The organism is Acidovorax sp. Root70, assembly GCF_001428225.1.
Taxonomy (GTDB): domain Bacteria; phylum Pseudomonadota; class Gammaproteobacteria; order Burkholderiales; family Burkholderiaceae_C; genus Acidovorax.
In genome coordinates this window covers 17,119-31,498 of sequence record NZ_LMHQ01000015.1, presented here as the reverse complement: position 1 = coordinate 31,498, position 14,380 = coordinate 17,119, and the positions used below count along the sequence as shown (strand labels likewise).

Annotated in this window: 17 protein-coding genes; 10 read left to right on the top strand and 7 right to left on the bottom strand. The window is 63.7% G+C overall.

The genetic code is table 11. From position 1 onward, the window contains the following. Window positions 1–18: 18 nt before the first annotated feature. The gene (locus ASD94_RS10205; protein ID WP_056642290.1) at window positions 19–831 is read right to left on the bottom strand and encodes an IclR family transcriptional regulator; all 813 of its coding nucleotides are present in this window, start codon (window positions 829–831) and stop codon (window positions 19–21) included. A gap of 189 nt (window positions 832–1,020) precedes the next feature. Here ASD94_RS10205 and ASD94_RS10200 point away from each other — a divergent pair, with 189 nt between their 5' ends. From ASD94_RS10200 to ASD94_RS10155, 10 genes are all read left to right on the top strand, one after another. Beyond that, entirely contained in the window at window positions 1,021–2,001 is a 981-nt protein-coding gene (locus ASD94_RS10200; RefSeq protein WP_056642287.1) for a tripartite tricarboxylate transporter substrate binding protein, read from the top strand. Between the two features lie 57 nt (window positions 2,002–2,058). Beyond that, window positions 2,059–2,490: a Zn-ribbon domain-containing OB-fold protein gene (locus ASD94_RS10195; RefSeq protein ID WP_056642285.1), complete on the top strand. Its 432-nt coding sequence runs from the start codon at window positions 2,059–2,061 to the stop codon at window positions 2,488–2,490. Beyond that, window positions 2,487–3,662 (top strand): thiolase family protein, encoded by a 1,176-nt coding sequence (locus ASD94_RS10190; RefSeq protein WP_056642281.1) that lies wholly within the window; start codon window positions 2,487–2,489, stop codon window positions 3,660–3,662. Before ASD94_RS10195 ends, ASD94_RS10190 begins: the two co-directional genes overlap by 4 nt. Window positions 3,663–3,695: 33 nt before the next feature. Continuing rightward, window positions 3,696–4,505 carry an enoyl-CoA hydratase/isomerase family protein gene (locus tag ASD94_RS10185; protein WP_056642276.1) on the top strand — a complete coding sequence of 270 codons (810 nt, stop codon included), beginning with the start codon at window positions 3,696–3,698 and terminating at the stop codon, window positions 4,503–4,505. A 51-nt stretch (window positions 4,506–4,556) separates the two neighbouring features. Beyond that, window positions 4,557–5,372, top strand: a complete 816-nt coding sequence (locus ASD94_RS10180) for an SDR family NAD(P)-dependent oxidoreductase (RefSeq protein ID WP_056642272.1) — start codon at window positions 4,557–4,559, stop codon at window positions 5,370–5,372. Window positions 5,373–5,474: 102 nt separating this feature from the next. After that, window positions 5,475–6,443, top strand: a complete 969-nt coding sequence (locus tag ASD94_RS10175) for a tripartite tricarboxylate transporter substrate binding protein (protein WP_056642269.1) — start codon at window positions 5,475–5,477, stop codon at window positions 6,441–6,443. Next, complete coding sequence (locus ASD94_RS10170) at window positions 6,443–7,276, top strand: SDR family NAD(P)-dependent oxidoreductase (protein ID WP_056642268.1); 834 nt, start codon at window positions 6,443–6,445, stop codon at window positions 7,274–7,276. The genes ASD94_RS10175 and ASD94_RS10170 overlap by 1 nt, the downstream gene beginning before the upstream one ends. Further along, window positions 7,273–7,776 carry a nuclear transport factor 2 family protein gene (locus ASD94_RS10165; protein ID WP_056642265.1) on the top strand — a complete coding sequence of 168 codons (504 nt, stop codon included), beginning with the start codon at window positions 7,273–7,275 and terminating at the stop codon, window positions 7,774–7,776. The genes ASD94_RS10170 and ASD94_RS10165 overlap by 4 nt, the downstream gene beginning before the upstream one ends. Continuing rightward, a complete protein-coding gene (locus ASD94_RS10160) occupies window positions 7,776–8,585 on the top strand; it encodes an SDR family NAD(P)-dependent oxidoreductase (RefSeq protein WP_056642263.1) in 810 nt (269 codons plus the stop codon). The genes ASD94_RS10165 and ASD94_RS10160 overlap by 1 nt, the downstream gene beginning before the upstream one ends. 56 nt (window positions 8,586–8,641) lie before the next feature. Further along, window positions 8,642–8,941, top strand: coding sequence for a putative quinol monooxygenase (locus ASD94_RS10155; protein WP_056642260.1), 300 nt, complete (start codon window positions 8,642–8,644; stop codon window positions 8,939–8,941). 185 nt (window positions 8,942–9,126) lie between these two features. Here ASD94_RS10155 and ASD94_RS10150 read toward each other — a convergent pair whose 3' ends face one another. The 6 genes from ASD94_RS10150 to ASD94_RS10125 all read right to left on the bottom strand — a co-directional run bounded on the left by ASD94_RS10150 (window position 9,127) and on the right by ASD94_RS10125 (window position 14,359). Beyond that, window positions 9,127–9,681, bottom strand: a complete 555-nt coding sequence (locus ASD94_RS10150; RefSeq protein WP_056642257.1) for a VOC family protein — start codon at window positions 9,679–9,681, stop codon at window positions 9,127–9,129. 19 nt (window positions 9,682–9,700) lie between these two features. Further along, window positions 9,701–10,714, bottom strand: a complete 1,014-nt coding sequence (locus ASD94_RS10145) for a zinc-dependent alcohol dehydrogenase family protein (RefSeq protein ID WP_056642254.1) — start codon at window positions 10,712–10,714, stop codon at window positions 9,701–9,703. An 8-nt stretch (window positions 10,715–10,722) separates the two neighbouring features. Next, entirely contained in the window at window positions 10,723–11,301 is a 579-nt protein-coding gene (locus tag ASD94_RS10140; RefSeq protein ID WP_056642250.1) for an amino acid synthesis family protein, read from the bottom strand. A 31-nt stretch (window positions 11,302–11,332) separates the two neighbouring features. Then, complete coding sequence (locus tag ASD94_RS10135; RefSeq protein WP_056642247.1) at window positions 11,333–12,304, bottom strand: tripartite tricarboxylate transporter substrate binding protein; 972 nt, start codon at window positions 12,302–12,304, stop codon at window positions 11,333–11,335. Window positions 12,305–12,399: 95 nt separating this feature from the next. Next, on the bottom strand, window positions 12,400–13,260 hold the full coding sequence (locus tag ASD94_RS10130) for a fumarylacetoacetate hydrolase family protein (protein WP_056642244.1): 861 nt from the start codon (window positions 13,258–13,260) through the stop codon (window positions 12,400–12,402). A gap of 379 nt (window positions 13,261–13,639) precedes the next feature. Then, window positions 13,640–14,359, bottom strand: a complete 720-nt coding sequence (locus ASD94_RS10125) for a GntR family transcriptional regulator (RefSeq protein ID WP_056642241.1) — start codon at window positions 14,357–14,359, stop codon at window positions 13,640–13,642. Window positions 14,360–14,380: the final 21 nt, after the last annotated feature.

Genomic DNA, 14,380 nt, shown 5'->3' with positions numbered 1-14,380 from the left:
GAATGCTTGGACCCGCCGCTAGGCGGGCGTGGTGTCTTTGGTGCCCGCGCCGCGCCGGCCCGAGGCCGTGGCGCGCAGCGTGGGCGCGGGGTTCTGGGGATGGAACACGAGCGCCCGCACCTCCTGCAAGGCCTGCAGGCACGCGTCTTTTGTACGACGCAGCCGTTCCGTGGGGCCGGCGATCGACAGCGCGAGGGGTTCGTCGCCCAGATAGCCGGCCACGGCGATGGCGGCTAGGCCGTCAAAGCCTTCGTTCTCCACCCACATCCAGCCTTGCTCGCGCGCTTGCGCGATCTGCGCCTCCAGCGCTGCGAGGTCGGTGATGGAGCCGGGGGCGATCTGCTTGAGCGGCTTGAGCCGCAGCTGACGCGCAGCCTCTTCGGGCGTGCCCAGCGCCAGCGCGGCCTTGCCCAAAGCAGATACGTGCAGGGCGATCTTGTTGCCCACGTTTTCTACATAGCGCAGCGGGTGTGTGCCCTCGGCAAACGCCAGGACCTTGACCACGCCGGCCTCCACGCGGCCGCACATGCCGGTCTCTCCGGTCTTGTCGCGCAGCAGTTCGCAGGCCTCGGACGCCACGGCATAGAGCGAATCGCCCGCAGCGATGCCTTTGGCAACTGTGAGCAGACGGGCTGTTGGATAGAAGCGCCGGGTGCGCGCAGTCCGCATCAGGTAGCCCAGCTCATGCAACGTGTGCAAGAGATCGGAGCAACTGCTTTCGGGCAGGTCCATCAGGCGCGCAAGGTCTGAGTTGGAGAGTTCGCGGCGCTCGCGGGCAAAGACCTCCAGAAGGGCCATGGTGCGAGATGCAGCGGGGACGATGGTGGGCATAAGTTCTCCGGTATTTCGTAGGTATCAACGAATCATAGCTTTGGGATTGAAGCGATTCAGCGATGGATTTGCTTTGAAATTTCCATTTTTGCTCTCGAGATGATCGCCAAAACTTCTTGCATTTCTACGAAATATTGAAGTATTCTACGACCAGCCGCAATCAAGTGGCAACAAAAAATGGAGACAAGCATGCGTAGAACCTTCCGAAAACTGGTTGTTTTTGTCATTGCCTCATTGGCCTTCGGTGTGCTGCACGCTGCGGGGGACGCGTGGCCCAGCAAGCCCATAACGTTTGTGGTGCCGTTCCCACCCGGGGGCATTACGGACAGCACGTCGCGGCTTTTGGCCAAGCTGCTCAGCGCGCAACTGGGGCAGTCGGTGGTGGTGGACAACCGCCCTGGGGCGGGCGGCTCCATTGGTGTCGAGTCGGCCTCGCGCCAACCGCCTGATGGCTACACCATCATTTACGGCACGCAGGGAACGCATGGCGCCAACCTAGCGCTGTACAAGAACGTGCGCTATGACCCCGTGGCGGACTTCGTGCCCGTGCACGCCATGTCGGAAACGCCGCTCATGCTGGTGATCAACCCTTCGCGCCCATTCAAGACGGTGCCGGAGCTGATTGCCTATGCGAAAGCCAACCCCGGCAAGCTCAACTACGGCTCCGCAGGGCCTGGCACGGGTACCCATCTGACGGCCGAGCTGTTCCAGACCGCCGCCGGCATCAAGATGACCCATGTGCCGTACCGCGGCAGCGCGCCGGCACTGACCGACTTGATGGCCGGCAGCATCGACCTGATGTTCGACTACCCGGCGGTGGTGTTGCCCCAGGTGCAGGCGAACAAGCTCAAGGCGCTGGCGGTCACCTCCAAGACGCGCCTGGCCAGTTCGCCCGACGTACCCACCGTGGGTGAGCTGGGCGTTCCCGACGCCGAATCCACTGCCTGGGGCGCGGTGTTCGTTCCGGCCAAGACGCCACCCGAGATCGTGAAGCGCCTGGGCGACGAGATCGCCAAAGCCATCGTTCACCCCGAAATGCTGCAGGCCACCGAGAAGTTCGGCAGCGTCCCGCTGGTCGGCCTGCGCGACGCCAAGATGGGCGCCTTCGTGAAGTCGGAGATGACCCGGTGGCGTGCAGTGGTGCAGCAATCGGGCGCCAAGCTTGATTGACAGGCTGCGGGCAATCCCTGCCCGCCCACAGCAGCTTTTTTCCCCTCCCTTCTTTCTATGACCGATTCAAAGACTTCCTTGAAGCCGTTGCAGCCGACTCTGTATGAGCTGGCAGAAGACGGCCACTCGCTCAACTTCTTCTTTGCGCAATGCAGCGCCTGTGGAGGGCTGAGCTTTCCTGCCAACGCACCGGGCTGCACGCATTGCGGAGAACCACTGAGCAAAGCCCAACGCATTACCCGCCCAGGCGGCGGGGAACTGCTGGAGTTCGTGACTCTGCACGTACCACTGCTGCCCGGCATGGCCGCGCCCAGCATCGCGGGAGACATTCGCATCGCCCCCGGCATCGTCGAAGAAGGCGTGATGGCCGTTGCAGATGAATCGCTACTAAAGCACGGCATGGCGGTTCGCGCCGTGGCCGAAGTGAAGCCGGAAGAAGGCGTTTATGCCTGCCGCTTTGTGCCCATGAACAAAGGAGCAGCGCAATGAGCCCTACCCAACAATCCCATTCGGGCAACTGGCTGGATGCCAATGGCGGCGTGTTCATCGCCGGTATTGGCCTGCATCCCTATCAATTCCCTACCGAAACGCCCTATACCGAGCTGGGCCTCACGGCCGTGCGCGCTGCGCTGGCCGACGCGGGACTGGCATGGGACCGCGTGCAGAGCGCGTACGTGGGCACCACCTCCATCGGAATGGCGGCGGGCCGCGTCATGCTGCGCCACCTGGGGTCCACGGGCCTGGCGGTGACGCAGGTGGAAAACGCATCGGCCTCTGGCTCCTTCGCATTCCGCCAGGCGTGCATGGAAGTGGCCACCGGCATGAGCGATGTGGTGCTGGCGGTCGGAGTGGACAAACATGGCGACGGACGCCGCGCTGCCAACAAGGACGGTCTGGAGAGGCTGAGCGAAACCGCCACCATCCCGGCGGCCAAATTCGCGATGATGGCTCGTACCTATCTGCGCGAGCGCGGTGCCTCTGTCGAAGAAATGGCCAACGTGGCCGTGAAGAACCACGGCAATGCGGCGCGCAACCCTTTCGCGCAGTTCCGCAAACCCCGCACGCTGGAACAGGTGCTCGCATCGCCGCGCGTGGTGGGCGACCTCACGGTGCAGCAATGCTGCCCGCGCGGCGAAGGGGCTGCGGCAGTGATGGTGGTCTCTGGCAACGCCATCCGTCACTTGGGACTGGATGCACGCCGCTGCGTGCGCGTCAAGGCATCGGTCGCAGGCAGCGAGCGGCCCGAAGCGCAATACGGCGACAGCGCTGTGGAGCTGGTCCGCACCAGCGCGCAGGCCGCGTTTGACCAAGCAGGCATTGCCCCCAAGGAGCTCGACTTGCTAGAGCTGCACGATGCCTTCTCGGTGGAAGAGCTGCTGTACAGCGAAGCCATTGGTGTGTGCGAACCCGGCGAAGGCGCCCGCTATCTGGCACGTGGCGATTCGCAGATTGGCGGCCGCTGCGCCATCAATGCATCGGGCGGCCTCATCGGCATGGGCCACCCGCTCGGCCCCACGGGTATCGGTCAGTTGGCGGAAATCACCCGGCAGTTGCGGGGTGAAGCCGAAGGCCGGCAGCACCCCAACGCGCGTTGGGGTATGGCCCACATGATCGGTCTGGGTTCTGTGTCCGTCGCTCATGTGTTGTCGGCATCTGCTTGACGGCACCGCACATCTCTTCCCGAAAGCAATCCAATGACTACCCCTGATATCCAGGACCTGGGCACATTGCTCTATGAGGTGCGCGACCGCGTGGCCGTGATCACCCTCAACCGGCCCGACCGCATGAACACGTTGGGCAGCACCATGAAACCGGACCTGGCACGCGCCTTCTTCGAGCTGGCACGCAACGACGACGAAGTGCGCGCGGTGCTGATCACCGGCAGCGGCGACAAGGCATTCTGCGCGGGCGCTGACATCAAGGAGCGCGCCACGGACGTGGTGCGCGGCACGGAGTACTTCGTGCGCCAGAAAGCGACCCACGAACTGTTCCGCAACATCGAAGAGTTTGAAAAACCCGTCATTGCGGCCATCAACGGTGTGGCGCTAGGCGGCGGGCTGGAGATTGCTCTGTGCTGCGACCTGCGCATTGCGGCCTCCCACGCGCGCTTTGGCCTGCCCGAAATCAAGCTGGGCGTCATCCCGGCCGCCGGTGGCACACAGCGGCTGCCACGGCTGGTGGGTGAAGCCCGGGCCAAAGAGCTGATCCTGACGGCTGGCCTGGTGGACGCGGAGACGGCGCTGCGCTACGGCCTCGTCAGCCGCGTAGTGCCGCAGGCCGAGCTGATGACGGCTGCACTGGAACTGAGCCAGCGCATCGCGCAGTACCCGCCGCTGGCGGTCCGTTTCGCCAAGCGTGCCATCAACCGAGGCATGCAGACTGACCTGGACTCGGGCCTGGAATACGAGCGCTATGCGGCCGCAATGATCGTGGACAGCGAAGACCGCATCGAGGGCATGCGCGCCTTTGTCGAGAAACGCGAACCCCAATTCAAAGGGCGCTAGAGCCTTACCGCACTGGCGACTTCATCAGACAACACACACGAAAGGTATCCCATGGAACTCGGATTGAACGGACAGGTCGCGCTCGTCACTGGCGGCGGGCAAGGCGTAGGCCGGCAGATTTGCATCGAACTCGCAGCCGAAGGTGCACGCGTGGTGGTGAACGACCTGTTTGCAGAGCGCGCCCAAGCGGTGGCGGATGAGATCAACGCCGCAGGCGGACAAGCCTACGCCGCACCGGCGGACATCACCCAACTGGACGCGGTCGACGCCATGGTGGCCAGTGCCGCTGAGCACTTCGGCGCACCCATCACCGTGCTGGTCAACAACGCGGGCATCATCCCCGAGCGCCGCGAAAAAGGCGGCCGCACACCTGCCTTTGTGGACACCCCCGTGGTGGACTGGGCCAAGATCGTGAACCTCAATGTCTACGGCACCATGCACTGTTGCCGCGCCGTGCTGCCAGGCATGGTGGGGCGCAAGACGGGCCGCATCATCAACATCATCTCGGAAGCGGGCCGCATCGGCGAGGCCAACATGGCGGTGTATTCGGGCGCCAAGGCCGCCATTGCCGGTTTCGCCAAGGCCTTGGCACGGGAGCACGGCCGCCACGCGGTCACCGTCAACTCCATCGCTCTGGGCGCCGTGTCCCACGAAGGCATCAAGGACGGCCCGCTCAACATCCACGCCACGGTGGAGAACAACGAGCTGCTGGGCAAGATGCTCAATGCGTACCCCATCTCCAAGGGAGTGGGGCGCCTCTCGCGGCCCGCCGACGTGTCGGGCATCGTGGCGTTCCTGGCGTCCGACCGCGCGCTGTTCATCACGGGGCAGACCATCGGCGCATCGGGCGGTTTCGCGATGGTTTGATGCAGGAAGGGGCGGTCGGGCAAACCGCCTCCGCGCCACTCAGTGCTCACCGTACTGCGCGCTCATGCAGCACGACCGAATACACAACAAGGAGACAAGACCATGATGAATCGCCGCCACTTCTCGGCATCCATGGGGGCTCTGGCACTCTCGCCGTCGGTATTTGCACAGAGCGCCTACCCGCAGCGCCCGATCACCCTCGTCGTTCCCTTCTCCGCGGGCAGCGTGGTGGATGTCCAGGCCCGCCTCATCGCACGGGCGCTGAGTGACAACCTGGGTCAGCCCATCGTCATCGACAACCGGGTCGGTGTGAGCGGGTCCATCGGCGCCGAGTTTGTGGCACGCGCGGCGCCCGACGGCTACACCATCCTGCTCGGCACCCAGGGCACACAAGGGACCAACACGGTTCTCTTCAAGAACATTCGCTACGACCCGATCAAGGACTTCGTGGCCATCCATGGGTTGACAGGTAACGCCAACGTCATGGTCTGCAATCCCAATACAAAGTTCAAAACCGTCGCCGACGTGATCGAGTTCGGCAAGCAACAGCCTGGCAAGCTCAACTTTGGGTCGGGTGGAAATGGCACGTCTGCCCACCTGTGTCTGGAGTTGCTGCAAACCCAAACCGGCGCGCGCTTCAATCACATCCCCTACAAGGCCACCACCGCGGCCCTGGTCGACCTGATTGCGGGAAATGTGGATGTGCTGTTCGACTATGTACAGACATCTCGGGCGCACATCCGGGACGGAAAAATCAATGCGCACGCGGTGACCAGCACGAGCCGCCTCGCTGCACTGCCCAACGTGCCCACGATGACCGAGGCCGGAATCCCCAGCGTGGTGGCGATGAACTGGGGCGGTATCTTTGCACCGGCCAATACGCCTGCGCCCATCGTCAAACGCTTGTCCGATGGGGTGGGTCAGGCACTGAATTCGCCCGAGGTCACAGCGGCGCTGGACGCGGTCTCGAGCGTCAAGATCGGCATGCCCCACGAACAGTTCACTCCTTTCGTGGCCGGCGAGGCAGCCAAGTGGGCCGAGGTGATTCGCAAGTCCGGGGCGAGTCTCTGATGTCGTCGCCCAAAGTGGCCGTAGTCACCGGCGCAGGCAGCGGCATAGGCCGCGCACTGGCGTTGGCATGTGCCCGCGAATGCATGGCGGTGGTGGCAGCCGACGTCGAGGCAGAGGCCCTGGCGCAAACGCAGGCGCTGATGGAGGCCGCAGGCGCCGATTGCGTGGCGCAGCGCTGCGATGTGTCGAGCGCCGCCGACGTGGAGCGTCTGGCCGAAGTCAGCTGGAGCTGGCGAGGCGGCGTGGACTGGCTTTTTAATAACGCCGGTGTGGCGGTGCTCGGGACCGCTTGGGACGCCACGGACGACGACTGGCGGTGGGTGCTGGGCGTGAACCTCATGAGGGTGGCACATGGCGTACACAGCTTTGTGCCGCGCATGCGCGCCCGGGGCACGCCGGCCCACATCGTCAACACCGCGTCGGCCGCAGGCCTCGCCACCGTCGGGGGCTCTGCGGTGTACTGCGCCAGCAAGCACGCGGTCGTCGCGTATTCGGAATGCCTGGCCAAGGATCTGGAGCAGGTGGGCTCTTCCATTGGTGTGTCGGTGTTGTGCCCCTCTCTGGTGGCCACGCGCATCAACGAGTCACAGCGCAACCGGCCACCCGCATTGGCAGGGGCCGGCCCGACGGCAGCGGCATATGAAGAGCGGGTGCGCGCCGGCATGGCCGCATCCGCCGTCAGGGCCGAGGATGTCGCGCGCGCTGCGGTCGACGCGATTCACGCACGCCGCTTCTACGTCATTCCCCATGCCCACACGGGTGCGTCCGTGAGGGACCGCGCCCAAAAAATCATGGGTGATTTCCACCACTTTCACCAGGAGACTTTTCAATGACGGCAACCCACGCTCCGGTCGAGCTTTCAGCCCTCCACAACACTGTCAAAGCGCTCACAGAACGCGTTGAACGCATGGAGGGCATCGAAGCCATCCGCGCGCTGCGCGCCCGCTACCACGAACTCGTGAACGAGGATGCGGGCAACCGCCTCTATGAACTGTTTGCGCCCGACGCCTGCGTGGCCTACGGCGGCCGTCCCGAAGTGCGAGGCCGCGACAACATCCGCGCCTTCTTCGCATCGTTTCCCGTGCAAACGGCCCGGCAGTTCATCCACAGCCATGTGGTGCAGGTCCAGGGCGACCGGGGCACGGGGTCCAGCTACCTCGACGGCCGGCCGGTGCGGGATGGCAAGAGCTTTTACGTGGTGGGCCGCTTTGACGACGAGTACATCCGCCTGGACGGGCAGTGGCTCTTTCAGCGCGTCACTCTGAGCGTGCACTACATGATCGAAGCAGCCGAGCGCTGGGACCACCTCATTCCGCTGCAAGGAGCCCGTTGATGAATGGCACCGCCACCATGGCCAAGTTGCCATCCTTGTTTGATTTGACCGGCCAGCGGGCGCTGGTGACGGGCGCTGCCAGCGGCCTGGGCCTCGCTATCGCAGAAGCCCTGCTGGATGCAGGCGCGGAAGTCGTGCTGTCTGACAGCAATGCCCAGGCGCTGGACGCCGAAGTGCAACGTCTGCGCAAGGCATACACGAAGGTTCAGCAGCGGGTGATCGACGTCAGCGATGGCGCGGATGTAGACCGCCATATCGACACCATCGCGGCTGAAGAGGCCATCGATTGCGTGTTTGCGAACGCGGGCATGAGCGCCGGACGCGGCTTCCTGGTCGAACAAGGGCGCCTGGAAAATGTGGACCCTGCAGCGTGGGAAAAGGTACTGCAGGTCAACCTGACGGGCGTGCTGGGCACGCTGCGCGCCGCCAGCCGCCACATGAAGCCCCGCCGCCAAGGGCGGATCATCGTGACCTCGTCCATCGCCGGGCTGAGGTCGGAGGCACATTCCGGCTACGCCTACGTGGCCTCCAAGGCCGCGGTGAACAACGTGGTGCGCCAGGCGGCCATCGAGCTGGCGCCGTTCAACATCCTGGTCAACGCCATCGCCCCAGGCCCCTTTGCCACCGGCATCAATGGCGGGCGCCTGCGCCTGCCGGAGAGCGCTGAACGCATGCGCACCTACATCCCACTGGGCCGCATCGCCCAGCCGCATGAGATCCAGGGGCTGGCGCTGCTGCTGGCTTCGCCGGCCTCCAGTTACATGACCGGAGCCATCATCCCCATCGACGGTGGTGCCAGCGCACGTTAGCTCTGGGGAGCATCTGTCCGTTCATTACAGCCACTACAAAAAGAGGAAGCCAAACCATGATCATCGTCACAGGCCATGTGATCGCGCGCAAAGACACGGAGGAGACCGTTGAGAGGCTGGCCGTGGAGCATGTTCTGCGCTCCCGGGCGGAGCCGGGTTGCGTGTCCCACGAAGTCAGCCGCGACGTGCAACAGCCGCTGCGGTTCGTGTTCTTCGAGCGTTGGAGCGACATGGCGGCACTGCAAGCCCATTTCCGGGTGGAGGCCTCGCGCACGTTCGCACAGTCCATGGCAAGCCTCTGCCAGGAGCCTCCGCAGATCGATATCTATGAGGCGGCGGCGGTTGCTGCACGCTGAAGGCCTGACCCTTCGGCATTCAGTCTTTGAAAAGAAAACGGTGCCATGGATGCAGGCGCCGGCTACCGTCCCGCCACCGCTGTATTGCGCCCTGCCCTGCTAGGAAATACGCTACAGCGGTTGGAGGGAGCGATGATGAGGAGCCAACAGTTGCTGCGGCTCCTCAAAACCCCGCTCTCTTTACCTCACTGTGCCTTCAAAGCCGCATTGCGTTGCGCAAACCGCGCCGTCCACTCCGTCATCGGCATGAAGCTGGGGTCCGAACGCACAACGCGCTCGGTCTGGGCCCAGATGGCGTCGTCGGTCTGGTCCAGGTCCAGGGGGTCGCCATGGGGTTGGCTCACATACCAAGGGGTATCCAGGTAAATCTCGACGGTGTTGTCTTCCGGATCCATGCAGTAGATGGAGATCGCATTGCCGTGGTTGAGGCAGCGCATCTTTGTCGCCCCCAGGGCCAGCGCACGGCGGCGAGCTTCGCGCAGGTGGTCGAGGGTCTGGACCTTGAAGGACAGCTGCATCACCGTGCTGGGTGCATCCGCTGAGCGGCCTCCGGCCAGCGCCAACTGGTGGTGCTGATCGTCACGCCCGCTCAGGAACACGATCTCGAAATGGAAGGTCACACCTTCGCCCCGGTCGGTCTCCTGCATGTCAAACACACCGGTGTAGAAGGTCTTCATCACCTCCAGGTCGCGGCAGAAGATTCCGCAGTGGGAAAGGTTGGCGGTATAGGGTGGGTTCACGGTGTCGGACTCCAGGGGTTCAGGGGATGAGGACCAGCTTGCCGAGCGTGCCACCGCTGTCGAGAAGCTCGTGGGCCCGGCGTGCCTCCGCCAGCGGCATGCACATGGCGCGCGGCGCACGCAATTGGCCGCTGGCCATAAGTGCGATGGCCTGCTCCATCAACCCACGGCGCTGCGCCACATCGGCGTCCACCGCGTGAATGGAGAAGGTGCGAATGGCGAGGCTCTTGGCGAGCAGCTTGCGCAACTCGTCGAACACGTCCGCAGAGGGCGGGCCGGCCAGGATGTTGTACGACACGGCCATGCCCGACGGCGCGAGCGAACGCAGGCACGCAATGAAGAGCGCAGCGCCCACGTGGTCGAACGCCAGGTCCACGCCACGGCCAGCGGTCAGTTCCATCACCCGTTGCGGCAGCGCCTGCACGTCGCCATCCACCAGGTCCGTCACGCCGTTCTCCAAGGCGAATGCCCGCTTCTCAGGCGTAGAGGCGGTGCCGATCACCCGCAGGCCGCGCGAGCGAGCAACCTGAGCGAGCGCTGTGGCCACCCCACCGGCTGCGCCAGGCACCAGGATGGATTGGGCCGGCAAGTTGCCGTTGCTGCCCAGCAGAGCAAGGGCCAACTGGAAGTTGCCAAGGCTCACGGCGTCTTCCCAAGCGATGCTGGCGGGCAGCACAAAAGGCACCGACTCTGGTACGCAGATCGCCTGCACATAGCAGCCACCGCGCTGGGGCAGCTCTCGCGCACTCACCAGCACCCGATCTCCCACTTGCAGCCGAGCCACGCCCGGGCCCACGGCGTCCACAACGCCAGCCAGCTCGTTGCCAGGGATGGCGGGTAGCGGCGGCATCCATTTGTAGGTTCCGTTGCGGATCAGCACGTCGGGGCCACCTGCGCCGATGGCGCGCGCTCGCACGCGCACCTGGCCCGGCCCGGGCTGGGGTGTGGGCAGATCGATCCAGGAAAGGACTTCCGGGCCACCCGTGACCTGCAACTGCACGGCTTTCATCGAGCCTTCGAAGGAGATCGCCATCTTGACCTTCAGCGCTGGCCGTCGTGGACGGAGACCTGCTCGCGGGTGAGCCCGCCCAGACGCGCATGGATGCGACCACCATCGGCCATCACCAGCGCAAAGAGAATTTCGTCGGGGCGCGGTGCGTCCTGGATGCCGACCTCGGCACTGTTGAAATGGCTGCGGACATAGGCCGCGTGGATGTAGTGCAGTGGCACCACCAAGCGGTAACCTGTCGCCGCGACGACCTTGGCCGACGGCACGATGGCCTTGGGCTCGCCCAGCACCTGGCGCATCGCCCAACCGCCAGCTTCGTGCCAGACGGCACCGTGTTCCAGCTCACCGTTCACACCCACAATCGCGGCCTTGCTATAGGCCTGTACGTTGTCCTTGCCCAGCACGCCGACCAGCTCTTCGGCGAGCGTCGTGCCCAGGCTGCGCAGCTCGGCCATGAACGGCAGGAGGTCCGGCTCATATCGGCCCGCATAGGGATTGCGGATGACGGCACAGGCAGAGGCGACACGCAATGGTGTCTGGGGCGGTGGCCCGCCCTCGTGGTACACCGTTTCAATGGTCAAGCTGCGCTTGCGGATAGCGATCAAAGTCATGCAATAAGTCCTTCGCTGGAATGGGTGGCAATCATTGTTTGGGTATCTTGGCGTCAGCCACCACCTGCTGCCATTTTTCTATTTCGTGGCTGACCATGGTTTTCATTTCTTCGGGCGTGCTCCCTCGTGCCTCGCCTCCCATATCCTCCAGGCGTTGACGCACGGTAGATGCTTGCAGAGCGCGCATTACTTCTGTTTGGAGGCGATCTACGACCGCTCGGGGCGTGCCGGCCGGTGCCATCAAACCCGCCCACGACCGCACGTCGTACCCTGCCACGCCTTGTTCCGCCACGGTGGGAACGTTGGGCAGGCCGGGCCAGCGCTGAAGCCCCGTGGTGGCAATGGCCCGCAGCTTGCCCGCCTGGATGTTGGTCAACACCGCAGTGGGGGGAGCGATGATGAAAGGCACATCGCCCGCCAGCAGGGAAGTGATCGATGCAGCGTCGCCCCGATAGGGCACATGCAGCAGACTCACGCGGGCCATCTTGGCCAGCAACTCGCCCGCCAGGTGGTGGGTAGAGCCCACACCTGCGGTGCCGTACCCTACCGTTCCGGGCGCAGCCTGTGCATTGGCGATCACCTCGCGCAGGTTCTGAATCTTTGAATTGGCGTTGACCACCACCAGGAAGGGAAAGAAGGTGATGGTGGACACCATCTCGAAGTCTGCCACCGACTTGTAGGGCAGCGTGTTGTACAGGGCGCCCGCAACGGCGTGTCCGCCGGTCGCCAGCAGCAGCGTGTACCCATCGGGTTTGGCGCGTGCCACCGTAGTGGCTGCGATGTTCCCACCTGCTCCCGACTGTGACTCCACCACCACCGGCTGGCCCAAGGCTTTGGCCATTTCCGTTCCAACGGCGCGCGCGATGGCGTCAGCGTTGCCGCCGGGGGCAAAACCCTGGTAGAGCTTGATGGCTCGCTCAGGGTACACCTGAGCCCAGGCAGGCAAAGCCGGCCATCCAAGCGCGGCCGCGCCACAGGCGGCCAAGACATGTCTTCTATGCATCGTATTTGTCTCCGTGGGCGGCGGCCGCATGGGGCCTGGCTCTGCCCTTGCAGGGGTGGGTGGAAGGTCGAAAAGGGTTTGGTGAACGGTAGGAATCAGCCCTGCGCAACCACGGGATTGCGCAGCACGCCAATGGCTTCGATCTCCACCTCCACCACGTCACCTGGCTTCATGAAATGCTGCGGCTTCTTGCTCCAGCCCACACCAGCCGGAGTGCCGGTGATGATCACGTCACCGGGCACCAGCGTGAAGATGGTGGAGGCGTAGGCGATCAGTCGGGGGATGGAGAAGATCATGTGTCCGGTGTGGCTGGACTGCACCGCTACGCCGTTCAGGCGTGTCTCCAGCTTGAGCTCCCGGCCCGGCGCGATCTCGTCGGCCGTCACCATCCAGGGGCCGAAGGCGCCAGTGGATTCAAAGTTCTTGCCTGAAGCGATCTGCTTGGCGTGGAACTGCCACTCGCGCACGCTGGCGTCGTTGTAGCAGCTGTAGCCCGCGATGTGGGACCAGGCTTCTGCCTCGCTGATGTCACGGCCTTCCTTGCCGATCACCACGGCCAGCTCGCCTTCCCAGTCCAGCGAATCCGACACGTGCGGGCGAATGATGGGGCCCTGATGGGGCGTCTGCGAACGCCATACGCGCAGGAAGATCGGTGGCTGCTCGGACAACTCGCGCTGCATGCCGGCGGCGAGCACTTCCTGGTGGTGGTCCATGTAGTTACGCACCGCACAGACGATCTTTTCTGGGCGAGGAATCACTGGCAGGAATGTCACGTCAGCCAATTTCGCATCCGCCTTGAGCCCATCCACCAGAGCATCACGACGCTGGAAATCTGGGCTCGCAATGAAGTCGGCCAAGGTGGCATGGCCAGTACGGCTGGCGAGTTCAGCCACGCCATCGCCGAGGACGACGCCCCAGGTTTCACGGCCGCCGATTGAGTAGGACATCAGTTTCATGGGTTTCCTTAGAGAGGGATGGAAAAGAGGCTTCGAGAAGAGTGATTCAACAAATCACGCATCTCGCAGATAAATGCATGAAGTTATTTTTATGCATAAAACATGTTTCGTGCATAGTTGTTTCTACCGAGCAATTTCTGGGAAATTGTCTGAAACAAGCATCAGAAGGCTGCACAGTCAGCGTCAGGAACGCGCGCATCCAGAAGCAAAAAAAGCCCGCTGGCATGAGGCCTGCGGGCTTTTTTTTGAGGGGGGAGGCGTTGACGAGAGAGGGGACGGTCTAGGGAAAGACGGTCTCTATGGGCGCCCCAGGTAAAGGCTTGGTGCGCGATGGGACGGGTTCGCTTAGTTTTCTTGAGCTGCGCTTGAGCAGAGCCTCTTAGGCGCCGCGATCAGGCTCCACCTTGCTCAGCACGGCCAGTACATTGCGCTCAGTGCCCAAGATGTGCTCCTGCAGAAGCGCACAGGCGGTGTCCGCATCGCGCCGCAAGGTGGCATCCATGAGCTTGCGGTGCTCGCTGGATTTGTTCTTGAAGGTTTTCCGGTGGCGTGCAGAAAACCGCCGGTAGCGTTCGGCCTGATCAAAGAGGCTGGCGCTCCAGGTGCGCAAACGCTCCGAGGGACTCGCCGAGATCAGGGCCATGTGAAAGGCCGTGTGTACGTCGGTCCATCCCTGGTCCAAAACAACCGGTCCGTCGCTGAGCCGGCCTTCTACCTTCTCCAGTCGATGGAAAGCTGCCACCACCTGGGCTTCCCACGCGTCGTCCCCGTGCTCGATAGACTCGCGCAGCGCCTGCACATCAAGCATGACCCGCATGCGGGTGATATCGATCAGATCTTCTGCAGAAATTGCGGTGACACGAAAACCCCGGCGCTCGTCGGCGCGGATCAACCCCTCCTGGGCCAGACGGCTCAAGGCTTCCCGCAGAGGGCTGCTGGAAAAACCGTAGGCAGCTTGCAACTCATCGAGCTTGAGCTTGGCACCGGGGCTATAGGTGCCGCTCAACACATCCCTGCGCAGTTGCGCAAAGGCCTGATCCACCAGGGGCGGGGTGCGCTGAGAAGTGTCATTTTTATACATGTTTTGAATTTTATGCATAAACTCAGACCATTGAAATAA

Coding starts and splice junctions, on each gene's coding strand:
- ASD94_RS10125 (WP_056642241.1), bottom strand. CDS start 14,359: ATGCATAAAATTCAAAACATGTATAAAAATGACACTTCTCAGCGCACC.
- ASD94_RS10145 (WP_056642254.1), bottom strand. CDS start 10,714: ATGGCGATCTCCTTCGAAGGCTCGATGAAAGCCGTGCAGTTGCAGGTC.
- ASD94_RS10160 (WP_056642263.1), top strand. CDS start 7,776: ATGAATGGCACCGCCACCATGGCCAAGTTGCCATCCTTGTTTGATTTG.
- ASD94_RS10130 (WP_056642244.1), bottom strand. CDS start 13,260: ATGAAACTGATGTCCTACTCAATCGGCGGCCGTGAAACCTGGGGCGTC.
- ASD94_RS10170 (WP_056642268.1), top strand. CDS start 6,443: ATGTCGTCGCCCAAAGTGGCCGTAGTCACCGGCGCAGGCAGCGGCATA.
- ASD94_RS10180 (WP_056642272.1), top strand. CDS start 4,557: ATGGAACTCGGATTGAACGGACAGGTCGCGCTCGTCACTGGCGGCGGG.
- ASD94_RS10205 (WP_056642290.1), bottom strand. CDS start 831: ATGCCCACCATCGTCCCCGCTGCATCTCGCACCATGGCCCTTCTGGAG.
- ASD94_RS10140 (WP_056642250.1), bottom strand. CDS start 11,301: ATGACTTTGATCGCTATCCGCAAGCGCAGCTTGACCATTGAAACGGTG.
- ASD94_RS10185 (WP_056642276.1), top strand. CDS start 3,696: ATGACTACCCCTGATATCCAGGACCTGGGCACATTGCTCTATGAGGTG.
- ASD94_RS10165 (WP_056642265.1), top strand. CDS start 7,273: ATGACGGCAACCCACGCTCCGGTCGAGCTTTCAGCCCTCCACAACACT.
- ASD94_RS10195 (WP_056642285.1), top strand. CDS start 2,059: ATGACCGATTCAAAGACTTCCTTGAAGCCGTTGCAGCCGACTCTGTAT.
- ASD94_RS10155 (WP_056642260.1), top strand. CDS start 8,642: ATGATCATCGTCACAGGCCATGTGATCGCGCGCAAAGACACGGAGGAG.
- ASD94_RS10200 (WP_056642287.1), top strand. CDS start 1,021: ATGCGTAGAACCTTCCGAAAACTGGTTGTTTTTGTCATTGCCTCATTG.
- ASD94_RS10190 (WP_056642281.1), top strand. CDS start 2,487: ATGAGCCCTACCCAACAATCCCATTCGGGCAACTGGCTGGATGCCAAT.
- ASD94_RS10175 (WP_056642269.1), top strand. CDS start 5,475: ATGATGAATCGCCGCCACTTCTCGGCATCCATGGGGGCTCTGGCACTC.
- ASD94_RS10135 (WP_056642247.1), bottom strand. CDS start 12,304: ATGCATAGAAGACATGTCTTGGCCGCCTGTGGCGCGGCCGCGCTTGGA.